Source organism: Streptomyces sp. NPDC050619 (assembly GCF_040654815.1).
In the GTDB taxonomy this organism is placed as follows: Bacteria; Actinomycetota; Actinomycetes; order Streptomycetales; family Streptomycetaceae; genus Streptomyces.
The window spans coordinates 462,947-482,156 of sequence record NZ_JBFAIR010000002.1; the positions used below are offsets into that span (position 1 = coordinate 462,947).

At 71.1% G+C, this 19,210-nt stretch carries 20 protein-coding genes; 10 read left to right on the forward strand and 10 right to left on the reverse strand.

Annotated elements, in window-relative coordinates:
• Nucleotides 1-127: 127 nt before the first annotated feature.
• Nucleotides 128-772, reverse strand: a complete 645-nt coding sequence (locus AB0I77_RS05135; protein ID WP_363280957.1) for a GntR family transcriptional regulator — start codon at nt 770-772, stop codon at nt 128-130.
• 39 nt (nt 773-811) lie between these two features.
• Here AB0I77_RS05135 and AB0I77_RS05140 point away from each other — a divergent pair, with 39 nt between their 5' ends.
• On the forward strand, nt 812-1,285 hold the full coding sequence (locus AB0I77_RS05140) for a hypothetical protein (RefSeq protein ID WP_363280958.1): 474 nt from the start codon (nt 812-814) through the stop codon (nt 1,283-1,285).
• On the forward strand, nt 1,282-2,499 hold the full coding sequence (locus AB0I77_RS05145) for an amidase family protein (RefSeq protein ID WP_363280959.1): 1,218 nt from the start codon (nt 1,282-1,284) through the stop codon (nt 2,497-2,499). The genes AB0I77_RS05140 and AB0I77_RS05145 overlap by 4 nt, the downstream gene beginning before the upstream one ends.
• Before the next feature lie 162 nt (nt 2,500-2,661).
• Here AB0I77_RS05145 and AB0I77_RS05150 read toward each other — a convergent pair whose 3' ends face one another.
• Together AB0I77_RS05150 and AB0I77_RS05155 are read right to left on the reverse strand one after the other, a co-directional pair.
• Complete coding sequence (locus AB0I77_RS05150; protein WP_363280960.1) at nt 2,662-3,252, reverse strand: hypothetical protein; 591 nt, start codon at nt 3,250-3,252, stop codon at nt 2,662-2,664.
• 804 nt (nt 3,253-4,056) lie between these two features.
• The gene (locus AB0I77_RS05155; protein WP_363280961.1) at nt 4,057-4,437 is read right to left on the reverse strand and encodes a MerR family transcriptional regulator; all 381 of its coding nucleotides are present in this window, start codon (nt 4,435-4,437) and stop codon (nt 4,057-4,059) included.
• Nucleotides 4,438-4,501: 64 nt separating this feature from the next.
• Here AB0I77_RS05155 and AB0I77_RS05160 point away from each other — a divergent pair, with 64 nt between their 5' ends.
• From AB0I77_RS05160 to AB0I77_RS05175, 4 genes are all read left to right on the forward strand, one after another.
• Nucleotides 4,502-5,191: an alpha/beta fold hydrolase gene (locus tag AB0I77_RS05160; RefSeq protein WP_363280962.1), complete on the forward strand. Its 690-nt coding sequence runs from the start codon at nt 4,502-4,504 to the stop codon at nt 5,189-5,191.
• Complete coding sequence (locus tag AB0I77_RS05165; protein WP_363280963.1) at nt 5,188-6,018, forward strand: TIGR03619 family F420-dependent LLM class oxidoreductase; 831 nt, start codon at nt 5,188-5,190, stop codon at nt 6,016-6,018. The genes AB0I77_RS05160 and AB0I77_RS05165 overlap by 4 nt, the downstream gene beginning before the upstream one ends.
• A 267-nt stretch (nt 6,019-6,285) precedes the next feature.
• A complete protein-coding gene (abc-f, locus tag AB0I77_RS05170; protein ID WP_363280964.1) occupies nt 6,286-7,953 on the forward strand; it encodes a ribosomal protection-like ABC-F family protein in 1,668 nt (555 codons plus the stop codon).
• Nucleotides 7,954-8,034: 81 nt separating this feature from the next.
• Nucleotides 8,035-8,985, forward strand: coding sequence for an aminoglycoside phosphotransferase family protein (locus tag AB0I77_RS05175; RefSeq protein WP_363280965.1), 951 nt, complete (start codon nt 8,035-8,037; stop codon nt 8,983-8,985).
• Between the two features lie 17 nt (nt 8,986-9,002).
• Here the strand turns inward: AB0I77_RS05175 and AB0I77_RS05180 are convergent, their stop codons facing one another.
• The 4 genes from AB0I77_RS05180 to AB0I77_RS05195 are packed head-to-tail and all read right to left on the reverse strand — an operon-like array spanning nt 9,003 to nt 11,745.
• Entirely contained in the window at nt 9,003-9,653 is a 651-nt protein-coding gene (locus tag AB0I77_RS05180; protein WP_363280966.1) for a VOC family protein, read from the reverse strand.
• Nucleotides 9,654-9,666: 13 nt separating this feature from the next.
• Nucleotides 9,667-10,683, reverse strand: coding sequence for a DUF5954 family protein (locus tag AB0I77_RS05185; RefSeq protein ID WP_363280967.1), 1,017 nt, complete (start codon nt 10,681-10,683; stop codon nt 9,667-9,669).
• A 46-nt stretch (nt 10,684-10,729) separates the two neighbouring features.
• Entirely contained in the window at nt 10,730-10,921 is a 192-nt protein-coding gene (locus tag AB0I77_RS05190) for a DUF397 domain-containing protein (RefSeq protein WP_363280968.1), read from the reverse strand.
• The gene (locus AB0I77_RS05195) at nt 10,918-11,745 is read right to left on the reverse strand and encodes a helix-turn-helix transcriptional regulator (RefSeq protein ID WP_363280969.1); all 828 of its coding nucleotides are present in this window, start codon (nt 11,743-11,745) and stop codon (nt 10,918-10,920) included. Before AB0I77_RS05195 ends, AB0I77_RS05190 begins: the two co-directional genes overlap by 4 nt.
• Nucleotides 11,746-11,857: 112 nt before the next feature.
• On the opposite strand from AB0I77_RS05195, the gene AB0I77_RS05200 reads away from it, so the two are divergent.
• Nucleotides 11,858-12,265, forward strand: a complete 408-nt coding sequence (locus AB0I77_RS05200) for an ATP-binding protein (RefSeq protein ID WP_363280970.1) — start codon at nt 11,858-11,860, stop codon at nt 12,263-12,265.
• Nucleotides 12,266-12,332: 67 nt separating this feature from the next.
• On the opposite strand, the gene AB0I77_RS05205 is transcribed toward AB0I77_RS05200, so the two are convergent.
• The gene (locus AB0I77_RS05205; RefSeq protein WP_363280971.1) at nt 12,333-13,241 is read right to left on the reverse strand and encodes a hypothetical protein; all 909 of its coding nucleotides are present in this window, start codon (nt 13,239-13,241) and stop codon (nt 12,333-12,335) included.
• 111 nt (nt 13,242-13,352) lie between these two features.
• Between AB0I77_RS05205 and AB0I77_RS05210 the strand changes: the two genes are divergently transcribed.
• The 3 genes from AB0I77_RS05210 to AB0I77_RS05220 are packed head-to-tail and all read left to right on the forward strand — an operon-like array spanning nt 13,353 to nt 17,318.
• A complete protein-coding gene (locus AB0I77_RS05210; protein ID WP_363280972.1) occupies nt 13,353-15,731 on the forward strand; it encodes an ATP-binding protein in 2,379 nt (792 codons plus the stop codon).
• Nucleotides 15,728-16,384 (forward strand): response regulator transcription factor, encoded by a 657-nt coding sequence (locus tag AB0I77_RS05215; protein ID WP_363280973.1) that lies wholly within the window; start codon nt 15,728-15,730, stop codon nt 16,382-16,384. Before AB0I77_RS05210 ends, AB0I77_RS05215 begins: the two co-directional genes overlap by 4 nt.
• A complete protein-coding gene (locus tag AB0I77_RS05220) occupies nt 16,368-17,318 on the forward strand; it encodes an acyl-CoA thioester hydrolase/BAAT C-terminal domain-containing protein (protein WP_363280974.1) in 951 nt (316 codons plus the stop codon). The genes AB0I77_RS05215 and AB0I77_RS05220 overlap by 17 nt, the downstream gene beginning before the upstream one ends.
• Nucleotides 17,319-17,340: 22 nt before the next feature.
• Here the strand turns inward: AB0I77_RS05220 and AB0I77_RS05225 are convergent, their stop codons facing one another.
• Together AB0I77_RS05225 and AB0I77_RS05230 are read right to left on the reverse strand one after the other, a co-directional pair.
• Entirely contained in the window at nt 17,341-18,231 is an 891-nt protein-coding gene (locus tag AB0I77_RS05225; RefSeq protein WP_363280975.1) for a DUF2690 domain-containing protein, read from the reverse strand.
• A gap of 18 nt (nt 18,232-18,249) precedes the next feature.
• Nucleotides 18,250-19,032, reverse strand: coding sequence for a peptidoglycan-binding protein (locus AB0I77_RS05230; RefSeq protein WP_363280976.1), 783 nt, complete (start codon nt 19,030-19,032; stop codon nt 18,250-18,252).
• Nucleotides 19,033-19,210: the final 178 nt, after the last annotated feature.

A 19,210-nucleotide genomic window follows, 5' to 3' on the forward strand; every position in this document is an offset into this window, starting at 1 on the left:
ACAGGTCAGGGGCATGATCGCACCACGAGGCCGGCAGGACAGGGAAGGCGGGCAGGGTGCCGCCGCCCGCGACGGCGGCCGACGTCCAGGAAACCGGCGTAGGCGAGTCAGGGTGTATACAACGGTGTCAGAGGCCGGACCGGCGGCGGTAGGCGGAAGCCGCCTGGGCGATGTGGTCGGCGACCACCCGGCGGGCGCGCTCGGGATCCCCCGCCTCCAGGGCGGCGCAGATCTGCTGGTGCTCGTGCCAGGAGTCGTGGGCGCGGCGCGGCAGTTCGACCGCGTAGACCCAGGCGATCTTCTGGCTGAGCTGGGTGATGAGATGACTGAGGGTGGCGCTCCCGGAGGCATCGGCGAGCACCTCGTGGAAGCGGCTGTTGAGCCGGGTCACTCCGTCGAGCCGGCCGTCGGCGACGGCCTCGAGCCCCAGCGAGGTCAGCTCTTTGAGGCGGCCGAGCTGTTCGGGGGTGCGCCGCAGCGCGGCGCGGGCGGCGCCGAGGGGCTCCAGGAAGGCGCGGACCTCCAGGAGGTCGGCGGCCTCGTCGTCGGTGAGCTCGGCGACGAAGGTACCGACATAGGGCTGGGACAGGACGAAGCCCTCGGCCTCCAGCGTGCGCAGCGCCTCGCGCACCGGGATGCGCGAGACCCCGTATCGCTCGGCAAGAGACTCCTCGGTGAGGCGCTGGCCGGGCACGAAGGTGCCGCGGATGACGTCGTCGCGGATCGCGCCGCACACCTGCGGCGGCGACATCCTGCGGCTGCTGGCGCTCACATTCCCCCTCGCGGGCTGGCATTCCTCTCACGAGAATGCTTGTATACGACGATCTCTGCTGGTGATCGCTCGCGATCGGAAGTTTCTTTGAGGAACCTACTACAGCCTGGTCGCGGCGCGATTTCGGGCGATGTATACCTTCCGGCCGAGCCTGGCGAGGTCTCCTGGGGTCTGCTGCCGAACGCGGCCGGCCCGCCGGTCCACCGGGTCGTCTCGGGCACGGCCGTGTGCCTCGAGACGATCAGCCATGAGGGCCTGCTGGAGGACCAGGGGCGCGACCCCGCCGCATGCTTCGCGGCGGCCGGGATCGGCGCGGTCCTCGACGACACCGCGGAGCCGGCCCGCTCAGGGACGCATGACCCGTTCGTCCATGGACCGCATGTCGCCACCGGGCCGATCGAGGTCGAGGGCGCACTGCCGGGTGACGTCCTGGATGTCGAGCTTCTGGAGGTCGTCGATACCGTCAAGGGCGTTCACTTCGCCGTTCCCAAGCTAACCCTGGAATCCCTTTGACCGCGGAATCCGCCTTCGTCCCCTGGCTGCCCGTCACCGAGGCCGCCGCGGGCCGCCGGATGGCGGTCAAGGACGTCATCGACGTCGCGGGTCTGCCCACCGGAGCGGGCCACCCGCTCTGGCGCGAGACCCACCCCGTTCCCGGCCGCGACGCGGAGGCCGTCGCCCGCCTCCGCTCCGCGGGCTTCACCGTGATCGGCAAGACCCACACCGATGAACTCGCCTACAGCCTGGCCGGCACCAACGCCCATTACGGCACTCCCGAGAACCCCGCCGCCCCCGGCTGCCTCCCCGGCGGCTCCTCCAGCGGCTCCGGCTCGGCCGTCGCGGCAAACCTGGCCGACCTGGCCCTGGGCACTGACACCGCCGGCTCGATCCGCGTTCCCGCCTCCTACACGTGCCTGATCGGCTTCCGTCCCACCCACTCCCGCGCCCCCCGCTCCGGCATCGTCCCCCTTGCCCCCTCCTTCGACACGCCGGGCCTCATCGCCCGCGACCTTTCCCTCCTCCGCATCGCTGTGCCGGCCCTCCTCGCCCCGCTCGCGAACCACTCGGAGCGGGTTTTGAGGCCCACGGGCCCTGGCGTGCGCGCGGATCCGCGAGCCGCCGTCACGCCCGTGGATCGCGTGCCCGGGTTCGAGCGGGTGCTGGTGCCGACGGATCTGCCGGTCGCTGCGGAGGTGCGCGACGCCGTGCTGGCCGGTGCCCGGGCGCTCGGCGTGGAGGTCGGGGAGGAACCGCTGTTCGGTGGGGCGCACGGGTGGGAGCGGGCGCGGGCGGCGTTCGCGGTCGTCCAGGGCGCCGAGGCGTGGGCCTGCCATGGTGAATGGATCCGCAGCAGGCGGCCTCGCTTCGGGCCCGGCGTCGCCGCGCGCTTCGCCGCGGCGGAGGCGATCAGCGCCGATGAGCACGCCAAGGCCCGGGAGATCGTCGAGAAGGCCGCCGACCTCCTGCACCGAGTGCTGTCGGCGACCGTGGTCGCCCTGCCGACGACGCCGGGGCCCGCGCCCCGGCTGGGCGCGGCGCCGGCCGATCGGCTCGCGGTCGTCCGGCTGACATGCCTGGCCCCGATCGCGGGGGCACCCGCCCTGAGCCTGCCGGCCCTGACGGCCGAGGGGCTTCCGCTGGGGCTGTCACTCATCGCATCACCGGGACTCGACGAGTCCCTGCTCGACCTCGCCGCTGATCTCGGCAGGCGCGGGGCGCAGGACTGACAACCTGTCACCCGCGGGAGCCGCCACCGGTATCGCCGGGCGGCATTCCGCCCGGCGCCCGCCTCGCCTTACCGGTGAAGGACGTTCAGCTGCGGGGCCCTCCGGGGCCTACCGGAGTCTGCGGTCATCGGCGAGGGAGACCCTGTCGGACGGTTTGTTCGCTCACAGCGCCGGTGCCGGGAAGAGCAGGGACACCTTGGCGCCCGTTTCCCGCGCCGGCGCCGGGCTCATGGCCCGCACCGTGGTCCGGGTCCGGGTCCGGCCAGCGGCGAAGACGAACACACGCAGCACCAGGAAGCGCCCGATACCGGCGAGTCCGGCGGCGGTGAGGTAGACGACCTGCTCGTAGAGCACTCCGGCCGACGGCTGCACGAGGTGCAGGACGAGTACCGCGGTGGAGGTCACCACGTAGGCGGCCGTGGCCGACCCCGCGGACTGCCAGTGCTGACGCCATCCGGCATGCCCTGCCCCGAAGGTGAAACGTGCGTGGAGCTCCGTACTGAGGAGAGTCGAGGCGACGGTGATCAGAGCGTTCGCCGCAACCCAGGGCATCAGCCCGGCGAGCCCGGCCACGGCAGCGCTGGAAGCGACCCCGACACCGCCGCCGAACAGGACGAACCGAGCGAAGGAGGCGAGGGGACGGGGGGCGTCCGGGGTACGTCGTGCCGCGGGCGCATAGGCCTCTGTCCGCTCCGCATCCCACGTCTCGCCCGCCGTGCCCGACTTCGCCTTCGGCAAGACCAGCGCGTTCATGGGATGCCCTTTCGGATGGAGCCCTCTTGGACCGGCGGGGTTCACACGATGCTGTCGCCCGCCACTCCGGAGCCTTTTGCATTACGACCATACGACCAGAAGGGAGGGCCTTGATCAAGGGCCTGACCACTTTTAAATTATGACCGTACTCACATGGCGGTGGGCGAGGACGTTCACCACGGAGCCGACACCCGGGGCAACGCCCGTCCCGCTGCCGCAAGACCACCGGCCTGGGCAGTACCGCCTCCCGGCTTCACCACCGATTCCGCTGAACACGCTCCCTGCCGCGGGACGGGAACCGGGCTGCCTCCGAAGCGGGGAGACTCCGCTACCGACCGGTGCAGGCAGCCGCCCGCGCCACGCCCTCGCCCTCATCCTCACCCAACTCTCTTTGCCGGCATGACTTGGCCGGGTCGGCTGACCCAACGCGAAGCGGAGGCCGGTGGCGCCGGTCCTGGCTGCGGACCGGTGCGCCGGGCCTCGATCGCCGCGCCTCCTCGGCTTCGGCTCCGTTCGGGACCTGCGAATCCGCATGGGTCGGTCCAGGTACGTCGGCGGGCGTTCCATGGAGGCCGTCCCCGCCGACACCGCACACCCAGGCTCCATCCGGGCCTCCTACCTGCTCCCGGGCAGCACCTCGGACTCGGTCACGGCAACCCGGTCCGCCGCCGCTTCGGCGGCATGGTGCGGTGCAAGCGGCGAGTCCCCGTGCACCTGAAGTTCGCGGCGGGCAAGTTCCGTGACCTGGCACGGGCACCATGATCGTGGTCGGCAAGGTGCCCGCATCCAGGCGGCCAGCGCCCCTCAGTGAGCCTGCGCCTGCCCCTGCCCCTGCCGCGCCTCGGTCGCGTCACGGAACGCGGCCAGCGCGGCCCGGCGGCGGTGCAGATCCGCGATGTCCGCGTCCATCCGCTCCAGGTGCGCGGTCATCGTCCGCAGTACCTCCGGGCAGGGCTCGATCCCCGGCCCGGCGTCGGTGGCGCATGGCAGCATCTCGCGGATGGCGTCGGTGGTCAGCCCGGCCGCCAGCATGCCCCGGATGCGGGCGACGATGTACGGGGCGTCGGGCGCGTACACGCGGTATCCGCTGCTGTCGCGGCCGGGACACAGCAGGCCCTGCTCCTCGTAGTACCGCAGCAGCCGGGCCACAACTCCAGTCCGCCGTGACAGCTCGCCTATCAGCACCGATTCTCCTCACCACGCCTGGGACTTGACCTTCACACCGGTGTGATGGGTCAACGTACGAGGCATGCGCGATTCATTCCCCGCCCTCGCCACCACCGTCACCGGAACCGGCCCAGGACTTCTGCTCGCCCACGGAGCCACCGGCAGCATTGAAGACAACTTCGCCCCGGTTCTGCCTGCCCTCGCCGCCGCACACACCGTCGTCGCCCCGGACTACCCCGGCTCGGGTGGCACCCCGGTCGCCGCCGCCCCACTGGACCTCGATGAGCTCACGGACGCGGTCGTCGACTCCGCCGTACGGCGCGGCGTCGGGCGGTTCGCGGTGCTCGGCTTCTCGCTCGGCACGCTGGTGGCGGTGCGCGCCGCCGTACGCCATCCCGAGCGGGTGACCGCGCTCGTACTGACCGCCGGGTTCGCGCGGCCCGACGACCATGTGCTCGGCCTCCTCCCCGGCTGGCGGGCCGAGGTGCCGCCTGCACTCCACCCGCACATCGACCTGATCCCCTCCCTCGACACCACCGGTGAACTGGCCGAAGTCGCCGCCCCGACGCTGGTCGTCGCGACGACCGCCGACAGCATGGTCCTGCCTGCCGGCTCCCGCGCCTTGGCGGCCGGGATCCGGGGCGCGCGGTACACGGAGATCGACAGTGACCATGTGGTCATGGTCGAGCGGTCGGAGGAGTGGCTGAAGCCCGTCCTCGACTTTCTCCACTCCCTTTCGCTTTCGGAAGGGAAGGACGGTGAGGCGGAGTGAAACTGCAGGTCGTCCTCCCGAACGAGGCCGCGGGGGCCGACCCGCGCCGACTCGCCGACCTGGCACGGCAGGCCGAGGCCCTCGGCTACGACACGGCATGGCTCCCCGACCACATCCTGCCGCCCGGCGAGTACGGCCCGGTGTACGGAGGAGTCCTCGAACCGCTGGTGACCATGGGCTGGCTGGCAGCCGCGACCACCCGGATCCGGTTCGGCACCTCCGTGCTCGTCCTGCCCCTGCGCAGTCCTTTCGTGGTGGCCAAACAGGTCGCGACCCTCCACGGGCTGTCCGGCGGACGGATCGCCCTGGGTGTGGGGATCGGCTGGGACGAACGCGAGTTCACCGCCGTCGGCGCCGACTTCAGGAGCCGGGCGGCCCGCACGGACGAAGCCATCGCACTGCTCCGGCACCTGTTCCGGGCCGGCCGGGGGCCCTTCGAGGGCCGCTGGTACGGCTTCGAGAGGGGCGTCTTCGAGCCACGCCCCGACGGTCCGGTGCCGGTGATGACCGGCGGTGTCACCGACGCCGCCCTGCGTCGGGCCGCCCGGTACGCCGACGTCTGGCAGGGCGTGGGCCTGGACCCGGCAGCGTTCGCCGAACGGCTGGCGTACCTGCGGGCGAGTACGGATGGCCGCGCTGTGTCCCCCGGCACCCGGATCGACTGGCATGGCCCGGACAGCACCGTCGGCGAGGCCGCCCGCACCGCCGAGGCCTTCCGGGCCGCTGGAGCCGAGCACCTCGCGGTGCACTTCGGCGACCCGGACGGTTACGCCCGACGGATGGCCGCCTTCGCCCGGCACACTCCTGACAGCCTCTACCGACAGTGACCAACTACAGCGTCCAGGTCTCCCGATTGCTCACGCTGAACCTACGCGATCATGGCGGGGCAGAAGGAGTGGATACGTGCCTTGTTCGCCGAGCTCCTCGGGGACGTGGCGGCCCCGGACGCGGCCGAGCGACTCCAGTATTGAGGCGAGACGGTTCGTCTTGTTAAGGTGGGCGCATGGCTTTCCTCTTCTTCGTCTGAGTCCGGGCACGGCCGATGCCGCCGTTTCCACTGCCCCCAGACCCTTCGCATGCCCAGGGAAAGTCATATGCGCGACCGCGCCCATACCGCCGTACCGACCACCACCAACAGCGCCACCGCCCCCGCTTCCGTGGCACAGCTGTCCGTCAAGGACGTCACCAAGTCCTATGGCACCCGGACCGTCCTCGACCAGGTCTCCTTCACCGTCCGTCCGGGCGAGAAGGCCGCCGTCATCGGTGAGAACGGCTCCGGCAAGTCCACCCTGCTGCGGCTGCTCGCCGTAGCCGAGATGCCGGACGCCGGGGAGATCACCGTCCGCTTCCCCGGCGGCACCGGCCATCTCACCCAGACCCTCGACCTCGACGCGGACCGCACCGTGCAGGACGCCGTCGACCTCGCCCTCACCGAACTGCGCGACATGGAGCGCCGGTTACGGGCGGCGGAGGAGTCCCTCGGCGAGGCGGCGGAAGAGGATCTCGCCGCGTACGGCGAACTGCTGATCGCCTACGAGGAACGCGGCGGATACGAGGCGGATGCCCGCGTGGATGCCGCGATGCACGGGCTCGGGCTCGCCCGGATCAGCCGCGACCGCCTGCTCGGCTCGCTGTCCGGCGGCGAGCAGTCGAGGCTCGCGCTCGCCTGCGTCCTGGCCGCCGCCCCCGAACTGCTGCTCCTCGACGAACCGACGAACCATCTCGACGTGTCGGCCGTGCGCTGGCTGGAGGAGCACCTGCGCGCACACCGCGGCACCGTCGTCGCGGTCACCCACGACCGCGGCTTCATGGAGCGCATCGCCACCACGATCCTCGAGGTCGACCGGGACGCGCGCACAGTGCTCCGGTACGGCGACGGCTGGGCCGGCTACCGCGCCGCGAAGGCCGCCGCTCGACGCGGCGCGGCGCAGCGGTACGCCGAGTGGGTCGAGGAGGTGGCCCGCATGGAGGAGCTGCTCGAGGCCGCGGAGAGGCGGCTCGCCACCACCGGCCGCGACCCGAAGCAGGGTTTCGGCAAGCACCGTCGCTCGCACGAGGCGAAGCTCGGCGGGCAGGTGCGCTCCGTCCGGGAGCGCCTGGCCCAGCTGCGGCGCGACCCGGTCGCGGAGCCGCCGGCACCGCTCCGCTTCACGACCTCGCTGTCGGCGGCAGACGGCCCCGCCCAGGGCCCTCTCGCCGAGTTGGACGGCGTACGGGTCGGCGAGCGGCTGTGTCTGGACGGGCTCCTTACGATCGCGCCCGGACAGCGACTGCTGGTCACGGGCGAGAACGGCGCGGGCAAGACAACGCTCCTGCGCGTCCTGGCGGGCGACCTGGAGCCGGACGCGGGCACGGCACGCCGCCCCGCCCGGATCGGCTATCTCGCGCAGGAACTGCCGGCGCACTCCACGCGGCTCCCGCTGCTCGCCGCGTTCGCGGCCGGGCGGCCCGGACTGCCGGACGAGTACGCCGAACAGCTCCTGGCACTGGGCCTGTTCCGCGAGGAGGACCTGCACGTCCCGGTCGCCGCCCTGTCGGCGGGACAGCGGCGGCGGCTTCAGATCGCCCGCCTGGTGACCCGGCCCGGGGACCTCCTCGTCCTCGACGAGCCGACCAACCACATCGCGCTCGACCTGGTCGAGGACTTCCAGGCGGCGCTCGCGACGTACCCAGGGGCGGTGGTCATGGTGTCGCACGACCGCGGCTTCCGCGAGCGCTTCGAGGGCGAGCGGCTGGAGCTGCGCGCCGGCCGCAGATGCTGACCCCGTGCCCCCCGCCCCGACCTGTCCAACCGCCAGAAAACCCGCTGAACGAGAGAGCAACGAGGGAGCAACGAGGGAGATATGACCACCTTCCTGACACCACAACAGCTCGCCGACCGCACCTCCGCCGCCGTCGACGCGGCCGTCGCGGCAGGGCGCGAACTCGGTCTGACCGTCGCCGACCCCACAGTGCTGCACGACGTCTTCTCCGTCGTCGTCCATCTGGCGCCCTCGCCGGTGGTGGCCCGGATTCCCACCGTCCTGCCGCACCCGGACGACCTGGTCGCCCTCGCGCGCCGCCAGCAGGACGAGCTGGACGTGACACGCTGGCTCGCCGACCAGGGAACCCCCGTGATCGCGCCCAGCCCGCTCGTGCCGCACAAGCCCGTGCAGCGCGACGGCTTCTCGATGACGTTCTGGCCGTTCGTCCCGGAGGACCGGGACAAGGAACCCGACTACGTGGCGAACGCCGAGAGCGTCGCCGACCTGCACGCGGCCATGCGCGCCTACCCGGGCCGCCTGGAGTTTCTGGCCACGGCCGATCCGGATTTCGTCGCGGAAAGCCTTGCCCGGCTCGACCAGCACCCCATCCTGATCGGTGCGGCCGACCTGGACCGCGCCCGCCGCGAGTGGCGGATCCTGGAACCTCTCGTGCGCTCACGCACGGCCTTCGAGGCTCGGTTCCCGGGTGTCGCCCTCCAGCCCCTCCACGGCGACTCCCCGCCCGCGAACATCTTCTCCGGGGTGGACGGGGACCTCTACGCCGACTTCGAACTGGTCACGCTGGGGCCCGTCGAGTGGGACCTCGCCGCTCTCGGACCCGAGCTCGAAGCCGCCTACAACCGCGGCGCGCGGCGCAACGGCATGAGGCCGCTCAACGAGGAGGTCCTGGGTTTCGTCAACGCCCTGGGCATGCTGCGGGTCGTCGCCACCCTCACACTGGTCCCGCAGCTGCCCGAGCTGATGGAGTACCTCAAGCCCGCCGTCGACCACTGGCAGACGATGCCGTTCGCGGGCGGCATGGACAACTGACCTGCCCGCCGGGGAGTTCACACAGCTGCGGGCGGAGGTTCGAAAGTCACCGGTCCGCGAGGTGTGTCCACCGTGAAGGAGAACCCCACCGGCCCCGAGGCGAGTTCGAGCGAGGTGCCGACGGCGGACAGCAGGGGGCGTATCTCGTCCGGGTCGGGGGCGCTCGCGGACAGCGCCAGCAGGGGAGTGGCGGGCAGGTCGGCGGCGGTGGGGTGAGGGGAGGAACCCCAGTCGATGAGGAACGGCACCAGGCCCGAGGGGTGGGCGGTGTCGCCGTCGGTCAGGCGCCACTCCAGCAGGGTGCCGTCGGGCCGGCGGCGGCTCATCGGGTGTATGTGGCCCGGGTCGTAGCCGGCGGCCCGCGCCGCCGCGACCGCCGCGTCCAGGTCGGGCGGGCTGATCGCCCAGGTCAGCACACGCGGGGCGGCCAGCTGATCGACGTCGAAGGGCCGCGGCTGCCCGGGTGTGACCTGCTCCGGATCAGGCCCGATGATCTCCAGGTAACGGGTGCCGCCCAGGGACACCAGATGGTTCCGGGTACCCAGGCCGACGTGTACGCCGCCGGGAGCGGGGGTCACACCGGTACGCCGGGCGAAGTCGCCGACCGTTGCCGCCAGATCGGGGGTCGCGAGGACGAGATGGTCCAGCAGCGCGGGAATCGTGTTCATCGCTCTGACCGTTTCATTCGTAGGTGATGGTGCCGTCCTCGTCCATCGACGGGTGGATCTTCATGGGCCCGTACTCGTCGAGGTCCGAGGAGCGCGGGGGCTCCGGACCGTCGGGGCCCATCCTGAGCATGCGTTCGACGCGGCAGATACGGAAGACGCGGTCGTCGACGCGGAACTCGTCGGCGCGGTCGAGCGCCCGGTACTTCTCGGCGGCCTTCGCGTACCGGGCCTTCTTGTCGTCGTCGTACTGGTACAGCAGCGCCCAGGTCTCGGCCATCCCGTCGTAGAGCATGCGCCGGGCCTCGTGCGGGGTGGACATGAGGGCACCGAGCGGCTGCCAGCCGCGCGCGCCGCGCTCGGCCACGCTGAAACCGGTGGGCAGCAGCACGAGATCCGGATGGGTGGCGACCGCCAGTTCGGAGTCCGCGCGGACCTCGGCGGGGAAGCGGGCGCCCGTGTACGTGAAGCCACGCAGCCCCAGCTTCAGCGCGCCCGCGGCCGGGCCGTCCGCGTGATCCGGGTTGAGGAGGAACCCGATGTCCGGGGACGGGGCGTCGCGCACCTTACGGTCCCACGACCGCTCCACCGGCTCCGGGTCGGTGGGCCGGGGCGGTTCGATGCCGTCGTCCCCGACCCGCGCGAACTCGTCCCCGCGCACCACCCGGTAGCGCACCCCGCAGGCCGTCACCTCGTTCGCCGACTCCCGCTCCAACACCGCGACGGCCGCCAGCAGTTCCCGCCGTACGGCCGGGGCGTCGGTGTCGTCCTTCGCGGAGAACCACAGGTGCGAGTTCAGCCCGTCCCGGGCCATCTGCGGCATGCCGTCCACCACCGGCTTCACCACCCGCCACCCAGGCCCGGCCGCCGGATCCTGCTTCGCGACTCCGAACACCGGCCCCCGTAACGCGAGGTGGGGGTAACGCCGGGTGGCCTCCACCGCGTCGACCTCCCGCACCCAGGCGGCGGGGTCGTCGCGGTGGATCAACTCCTCGTGGAGCGCGTCGATCTGTTGCTGCCAGTCGTCGTTCATGCACACATTGTTGCGGGACGCGTGCGCTCGCCGGGGCCGAACCGACTCAACAACCGGGGTTGTTGGGTAGCTTCAGGAACGCGGTCCAGGTGGCGGGGGTGATGGTGAGGTGGGGGGTGGTGGGGGTTTTGGAGTCGCGGATGTGGATGGTGGTGGAATGGAGGGCGACCTCGACACAGGCGCCGCCCTCGCCGCTGCTGTAGCTGGACTTGAACCACTCAAGTGCGGTGCCGCTCATTGTTCTCCCAGAAGACGGTCCAACAGGTCCCTTGTGTCTTCGGTGTTCAGGGCCTGCGTCCGCAGCATCGCATATTTGTGAGTCAGGATCCCTACCTCGTCGGGATCGGCGATCAACGTGCTGCCGCGCTGGGTTTCGCTGTACGCCAGCCGCTGGTGCTCGGGGGTTTCCAGCAAGATGAAGGGGCCTTCGAGTCCGGCGTGCGAGGTGCGGCCGAGCGGCAGGATCTGGAGCGCCAGGCCGGGCAGATCGGCGTACTCCCGCAGGTGTCGCAGCTGCTCGACGTACACGGCCTTCCCGCCCAGTTGATCCTTCAGTGCCGCCTCCCAGATCACAAAGCTCATCACGGGCGGCACTCGGCGGTGCAGGATCTCCCGCCGCTCGATGCGGGCCGCGACCAGTTGCTCGATCTCGTCCTCGTCGTAGACCGGCACGCGATTGCGGAAGACCTCCCGCGCGTACCCCTCCGTCTGGAGCAGACCTGGGATCAGCAGACTCTCGTACCAGGAGATCGCAATAGCCTCCCGCTCCCGATCCAGATACTCCTCCGCCCACAGCGGGATGAGATCAACCTCCGGCATCCTGCTCAGCGCCGTCGACAACGCCCCCTTCGTGCAGAGCAGTTCATCAAGCTGCTCGGCCAGGTCCGGCTTCAATGGCCGTCTGCCCTGCTCGATCGAGGCGATCTGCTGTTCGCCTACGACGAACCGCTCGCCCAATGACTTCTGCGTGTATCCGGCGGCCTCGCGGAAGAGGGCGAGCAGCGCGCCCACCATCTTCATCGCCGAGGCGTTCCTGCGTGACCGTCGAGTCGTGGTGCTCATGCGGTCCAACTCCCCACCCGCGCGCGTACGTTCACTGTCGCGCGCTCGTACAACCCAGCTGTACGGGTGCGCGTACTGTCACATAATGGCCACGTAGCGTGACTCTCGTCCCGTGAACACCGAAACTCAACCCCCGTCCCCACGCGAGCGTTTCTACCGGCGCGAGCGCCAGTCCGTCCCCGCCGCCCGTGCGTTCACACGCGAGGCCCTGGCCGAATTGGCCGTGCGGGAACGGGCGTACGACATCGTGCTGTGCGTCAGTGAACTGGCCACCAACGCCCTCGTCCACGGCGTCCCGCCCGGCCGCGGCTTCCTGCTGCGACTGCTGCCGCTGCCGTGCGGCGGGGTGCGTGTCGAGGTGCACGACAGTGGGGACGGCGATCCGGCCGTGCCGCAGACGCGGGCGCGGGAGTGGGACGAGGGCGGGCGCGGGCTGCTGCTGGTGTCGGAGCTGGCGGACAAGTGGGGGGTGGGGGAGCGGGATCCGGGGAAGTTCGTGTGGTGCGAGTTCGCTTGGTGATGAGCCGGTGACACCGCAGAGGTGCGGTCGCCTTGTGGCGACCGCACCTCCCGTCGAATGCCGGAGATTACATGGTGGATTCGAAGAGCACCGACAGGCGTGCCTGCTCCAAGGGAGAGACGCGTTCCTGCCAACTGGACCAGGTGTTGCCCCGCGCGGTGTGCTTGGCCCTGCTGTTGTACCTTCCGGAGCGGATGGTCCGGAGTTCGTTGTGGCTGATTCCGTCGTTGTACTGGACTTCATGCTCCGCGATGCCGGCGATGCCGGAATGTTCGGAGACGATTCCGTCGTTGTACGACGAAACGGTGGTCCAGTCGGTGCCGCCCCTCATCCCGGAATTCGGCATGACGCTCCGGAGGTTGTTGAGGAACGGGCTGCCCGGCTCCATGTCCGCACACTGCTGCAACGTGTTCGGACAGAAGAAGGTAGTTCCGCCGTGCGGGGTGCCGAGCGTGACGACATCCTCGATGTAGAGAGGGCCCTGCGGGAAGCCCGCGGCGCCGAGGGCGGTGTAGCGCAGTGCGGCGCGCACGACGAGACCGCCCATGGAGTGGGCGACGACGTCGACCTTTATGTTCCTCTTCGAGTAGTTGTTGTAGACGTAGTTCGCGAACGCCTTGGCCACATCCTTGATGGCCGTGTCACGGCCGCCCCTGACGTTGTGCGAGCAATTCGTGTTGCCCGAGTAGTAGCCGAAGGTCAGCAGGTTTCCCCTCCACCCCTTGTTCGCGAAATGCGTACGGGCGGAACGGAAGTAGTCGGCGCAGTCGTGGTTGCCGTCCGGAGCGAACCCGTGAACGAAGATGACCCGGTTACCGGACCCGTCCGACCGGGACGGCGCCGCATTGGCCGGCGTGACCGTAAGCATGGTGATGGCGACTGCCAGCATCGCGGAAAGAAACAGCGTGAGCCGTCTCTGTGTTTTCTGCATGGAAATTCCCCGTGATTGATGGTTGGTTTCTGGCGCCGGATTCAAGCGTTTTTTCCGGCGACGAGCGGCACAGTAGCCCGGCCCGTTCACAGGGTGTGCCGGTCGTTCGCCCCACAAGGAGCAGCCGCCCCCCAACCGTCAACTACGCTTGACCCCATGCGGCTCGGGGGGCACGTGGGTAACGGGGGGTCCAGCGAGCGCCTGCTGATCCTGGCCCTCGAGCGGTACGGGGTGTGGCTCCGGTCCACGGTGGTCTGCCTGTGCAGTGCGCTGGGCGTCGTCTCGGCGGATGCCTCGGAGATTCCCCTGGCGACGTCTCTCCTGGTACCCGCTGTCCTGGCCTGCGGTGTGCGCCTCTACTCGCTGCGCCACCCGCTCCCGTCGGCCCTGCTGTGGACGTTGGACGCGTCGGTGCTGGTGCTGACCGGGCTGTCTCAGCCGGTGATCGGCGGCGAGGGCGCGGACGTGATGGTGGAGGCGGTTGTCGGCATCTGCGTCGTCGCTTTCCAATACGAGTGGGCGACGCGCCCCGTGGCCGGGTTCGGCCTGGCCGCGGTGGGGGTCGTCGTCTGCGTGCTGGGCGATGTCCTCTCCTCGCCCGGTCAGAGCCCCGACCTGGTACCCCAGCTGCGCATGTTGATCCAGGTGGGCCTGTCGAGGGCCGCTTACCTCGTGGTTCGGGCGCTGGCCAGGGCGGCCGACCGGTCGGCCGCGGCCAGGGCGGCGGCGCGCCGGGAAGTCGAGGTCGCCGCCGCACGGAGGGCGACCGAGCGCGAGTACCTGGCGACCCTCCACGACACGGCGAGCGCGACGCTGCTGATGGTCTCCCAGGGCGACGGCCGGGACTGGTCCTGGCTGCCTCCACGAGCCAGACAGGATCTGGAGGCATTGTCCGCCGTGCCCGGATTCGAGACGGGGAGCGTCGACCTCGCGGCGCTTCTCGGCTGTGTGCCCGAGGGTGAGGGACAGGCCAGGGTGCGGCTCAAGACGCACATCGAGGGCCCGCTCGCGATTCCGTCCGGCCCTGGACTCGCGATATTCAACGGCGTCCGGGAGGCCGTCACCAATGTGGCACGCCATGCCGGGGTGCCGGAAGCGGAGCTCAGGGCATGGACGGAGGGGGACGGCACCGTCGTCGAACTGTCCGACGCGGGACGGGGCTTCGACCCGCAGGCCGTCCCCGCACGGCGCCGGGGCATCTCCGGTTCCATCATCGGCAGGATGCACGCGGTCGGCGGCTCCGCTTCCGTCACCTCGTATCCGGGCACCGGGACCCGCGTGCAGTGGCGCTGGCACGACCGGACTTGGGCGTCACAGCCACCGGACGGAGCGCACGTGACGGACGTACCGCGCCCGCCCCGCCCCCAGCCACAGCACACGGCCGCCGTCCGCTTCATCCGCGGGCGGCTCCTTTACGGGACCCAACTGGCCGTGCTGCTGATCAGCCTGGTGTGGCAGTTCACCGTCTCGCTGCGCCGGCTCGTGGTCCACCAGGACGTGTACCGCCCCGCGTGGGCACAGACAGCCGCCTTCGTCTGCCTCGCCGCCGTCGCGGTGGCCGGGGGCGCCTATCTGCTGCGGGGCAGGCAGATCCCGCCGAGGGTGCGCGGGTGGAGCGTGGGCTCGGTGCTGGCCGTTTCGGCGGTATGCGCGTTCACGCTCCCGCCGGGGCAGTCGACAGGTCCGCCGGACTGGGCGTTCGGAGTGGTCGGCTGGCATGCGCTGTTCCTGCTGGCGGACCTGCGGGTCCGGGCGTTCGCGGCCTTCCTCGGAGCGCACATGGGGCTCAACGCGACCGCCGTGTTCCTGTCGGGGGCGCCCACCGCCGCCGAGTTGGCGGTCATGGGGATCTCCACGATTTCCGCCTGCGGCTTCCAGTTCTCCGTCGGTGCGCTCATGACGCACCTGCTGCACGGTACGGCGCCGGCGGCGGGGGTCGCGGCCGCGCAGGAGGAAGAACTGCGTACCCGGGAACGCATCCACGAGGACAGGCAGCGTGACCACAAGGAGCGCTACCGCGCCCTGACGGCGACCACAGTGCCGCTGCTGGTGGGCCTCGGCCACGGTGCGCTGAGTCCGCACGACGAGGAGGTCAGGCTGCGGTGCGGCGTGGAAGCCGCCCGTATGCGCCGCCTGTTCGCCGAGGGCGATGCCGTCTCCGACCCGCTGCTGAACGAGTTGCGGGCATGCGTCGAGGTGGCCGAACACCAGGGGGCGACGGTGAGCCTGGCCGTACGAGGCCGGCCGGGTGAGGTGCCTGTGGAAATACGCAGGGAGCTGATCGACCCGGTGGCGGTGACGCTGGGCCATACTCGCTCGACCGCGCGGGTCACTGTCGTGTGGACCCCCGGCGCGGTACGTGTGAGCGTGGTCGGCGTGGACTGCGCCGACGGCCGCGGCACGGGAGAGGCTGCCGCGTCGCAGGGCGGTGCCACGGACGCGAAGGTGTCCGTGGCCAGAACGACGCGGGGCGGAAGTGTGTGGGTGGAGGCCAGTTGGAGAAGATCGGCGGTCCGGGGAGTTGACCTTGCATGAGTAACGACGCACCAGTCAGCGTGGTCATCATCGACGACCATCCCGCCATCCTCTCCGGCGTGGAGATGTGGTACGCCGCATCGCGGCGGCCCATCACCGTGGTCGCGGCCGGCGACTCCGTGAAGGAAGCCTGGACCGAGCCGGGCAGCACGGCCGACGTCGTCGTCCTCGATCTGCAACTGGGCGAGGGCGGCCCCGCCTTCAGCAGCCTTCGAAGACTTGTCGACGCCGGGCGGCAGGTGATCGTCTACTCGATGCGGGACGACGAGAAGACCGCGCTCAGCTGCCTGGACCTGGGAGCCGCGACCTTTCTGACCAAGAGCGAGGGCCGAGACCACCTGGTCGAGGCGACGCTGGCAGCGGCCGATGAGCGGCCCTACATGCCGCCCGCGCTGGCCGGCGCGCTGGGCACGAACGCCCGCGCCGACCGCCCCCAGCTCTCCGTGCGCGAGGAGAACGTGCTCATCGAGTGGTTCCAGTCGGAGTCGAAGGAGCTGGTCGCCCAGCGTCTCGGCATCTCCGTACGGACGGTCAACTCCTATCTGGACCGGGTCCGGATCAAGTACGCGAACGTCGGCCGCCCCGCGCGGACCAAGGCAAGCCTGGTCGCCCGCGCTGTCCAGGACGGGCTGGTCGATGTCGACGACCTCTGAGCGCGAGCTGACCGACCCCTGGGAAGGCGTCCTGGTCGCTCCCGCCCGCGGCAGTGACATCGGTGTCCTGGTCCTGGCGGGATCCAGCGGGCGCGTCGAACGGGAGAGGGCGCGCATCCTGGCCCAGCAGGGCATGACGGCCGTGTCGATCCGCTGGTTCGGCGGGCCGGGGCAGTCCCCGGGGATCTGCGAGATCCCCCTGGAGACCTTCACCGCCGCCGTCGACTTCCTCCGGTCGAACGGGGCACGACGCATCGGCATTCTGGGCACGTCCAAGGGGGCTGAGGCGGCGCTGCTCACGGCGGTGCATGATCCGCGCGTGGACGTCGTCGTCGCGATGTCGCCCACGTCCCGGGTCTGGTGCAACGTCGGACCGGGGCGCGATGGAGCCCACCGCCCTTATCGATCGTCCTGGACCTGGCGAGAGCAGCCGGTGCCCTTCGTCCCGCTGGACGACTCCTGGACTCCGGCGACTCCGGCGGCTCCGGCGACTCCGGCGGCTCCGGCGGCTCCGGCGACTCCGGCGGCTCCGGCGGCTCCGGCGGCTCCGGCGGCTCCCGCGGAGCCGGACGGTGGGCCGGTCGCCATCCGCGGGTGGTACGAGCTGAGCGAGCGGACGTTCGCCGATCTGCTCCCTCCGGCGGAGATCCCCGTGGAGCAGGCGCGAGCGGATCTGCTGCTGGTCGCGGGCGGCGACGACGCGATGTGGCCGTCCCTTCCCTTCGCCGAACGACTGGCACAACGCAGGCGCTCGGCCGGGGCGACGGTACGTCTGATCACCCGCCACGACGCCGGCCACCGCCCACGTCTTCCGGGCGAGGGCCAGGCGTCGCCCTCCCCACGCTTCCAGTACGGAGGCACACCCGAAGCCGACGCGCTCTTGGGGACGGCAGCCTGGCCCCACGTCCTCGACGCGTTCCGCGGCGGGGGCTGACCGTGGCGGTTTGTGGGCGGGATCAACTGGACGGCGAAGCTGCTCGCACAGCGCGGCTGTCGAAGCATTCCCTCTCACCGCCCGCCGCGGCCCGGAAGCAGGCCCGCAGGACGGTGCCGGGGCGGATCGCAAGCATGGCGGTGTAGACGTATGCCTCCGCGTCGATCTCGTCCGAGACCTCGGCGCCATGGGTACGACCGTCCGCGCTCACCTGGATCCGGTCGCCGATCCGCGTACCCCACATCCGGGCCCAACCGGCCCCGCACGCCTCGCTGTAGCGCAGTTCCATCCGGGCTCCGGTGGCCGTGAGATGCGAGGCGAGGGTGTCCGGGCCGGCGCCGCAGACCATGTGCAGCGGGTTCTTGCCCTCACAGGCGGCTCCCCGGCAACGGGGGCCGGTGGGGTCCGCGGAAGCGGACGGGGTGAGGGACGCGGACACCGATGACCGCGGTCCGCCGTCCTGGTCCGGCAGCAGGAGGAGGGCCGCCGCCAGGCACCCGAGGACCACGGCACACACCGACACCAGCAGGGTCGCGACTGTTGGGCCCCGAGGCGACTGCTTCGGCGCACCCGCACCCGCACCCGCATCCGCATCCGCATCCGCATCTGTATCTGTATCTGTACTCGCGCCCGCACCCGCCTCCGCTACCTCCGTCGCGCGTCCGCTCCACTCCGACTCCGCGATCTCCCACAGCGCCAGGCACCGCCCCTCCGGTTCACGGGCGAGACGGCACAGGTCCCGCACCGCCTGGCGCGGCGGCAGCGTCCTGCCGTTGAGATAGCGGTCCCAGGACGACTTGCTGTACGGGGTCCGCTCCGCCAGGGCCGCCAGACTCAGACCCGTGCGTTGCTTCAGCTCCCGCAGCGCGGCGGCGAGGCGGGAGCGTTCCGGCGACGGTGTCGTCCTAGTCATCCCAGAGTCATTCCCGAGTCATCCCCGCAGGGCCTTCCAGGTGTGCGGCCCGATGATGCCGTCCACGACCAGGCCGGCCCGCTTCTGCACGCGTTCGACCGCGCGTTGGGTCAGCGGACCGTAGATCCCGTCGATGTCCCCCGGCGCGATGCCCGCCCTGCGCAGCAGGCACTGTGCCTCGGCCACCTCCGGCCCGGCCTGGCCGTGCGCCAGGATGGCGTCCTGGGTACGGCTGTTGCCCGCGTACCAGCGGCCGTCGGTCCGCTCCAATCGGCAGGTGTACGTGGGCGCCGACCGCGACGCCGACGCCGGCGCGCCGGACGAGACGCGGGGAGCCGCCGCTGCCTCGCCGTCGCCGTCCTGGAGCCGTACGACCAGGAGGACCGCCGCGGAGACGGCCAGTACCAGGGCCACCGCGCCCGCCACGAGCGCGACGCGCGGGGAACGCCGGGGAGATCGCGCGCTCTCGGCCCCCGCCGACAGGGTCTCCGGCTCCGCCTCGGCCGGCTGCGCTGCGGAGGCGTCCGCGCGGCCGTCTCCCCAGGCCTCGGCGGCGACTTCGTGCAGGGCGAGCAGCCGGGTCGGATCCTCACCGCTGATCCGGGCCATCGCCTCGACGGCGGCCCGGGGCGGCAGCGATCTGCCGCCCAGATACCGTTCCCACGACTTCGTGCTGTACCCCGTCTTCGCGGCCAGCTGCCGCTGGCTCAGGCCGCTGTGGTCCTTCAGCCTGCGTAAGCGCAGCAGTAACTGCCGGACGCGCGGATCCAGTTCCGCGGGCAGCGCTTTCCAACGCGACATGCTTCCCCCACTCGCGTTCCTCGCCGCCGGCCTTGGTCAGCGGCCCCTTGCCCCCGTCCAGCCCCGTCGCATTCTGCATCAGCATCCACGGTCCGTACCGGAACGTGGTTCCCGCACCGGTACGGAATCGGCCACCGCCCGTCACAGTCGTCCCGCCCGGCCGTTCCACCGGTCGACC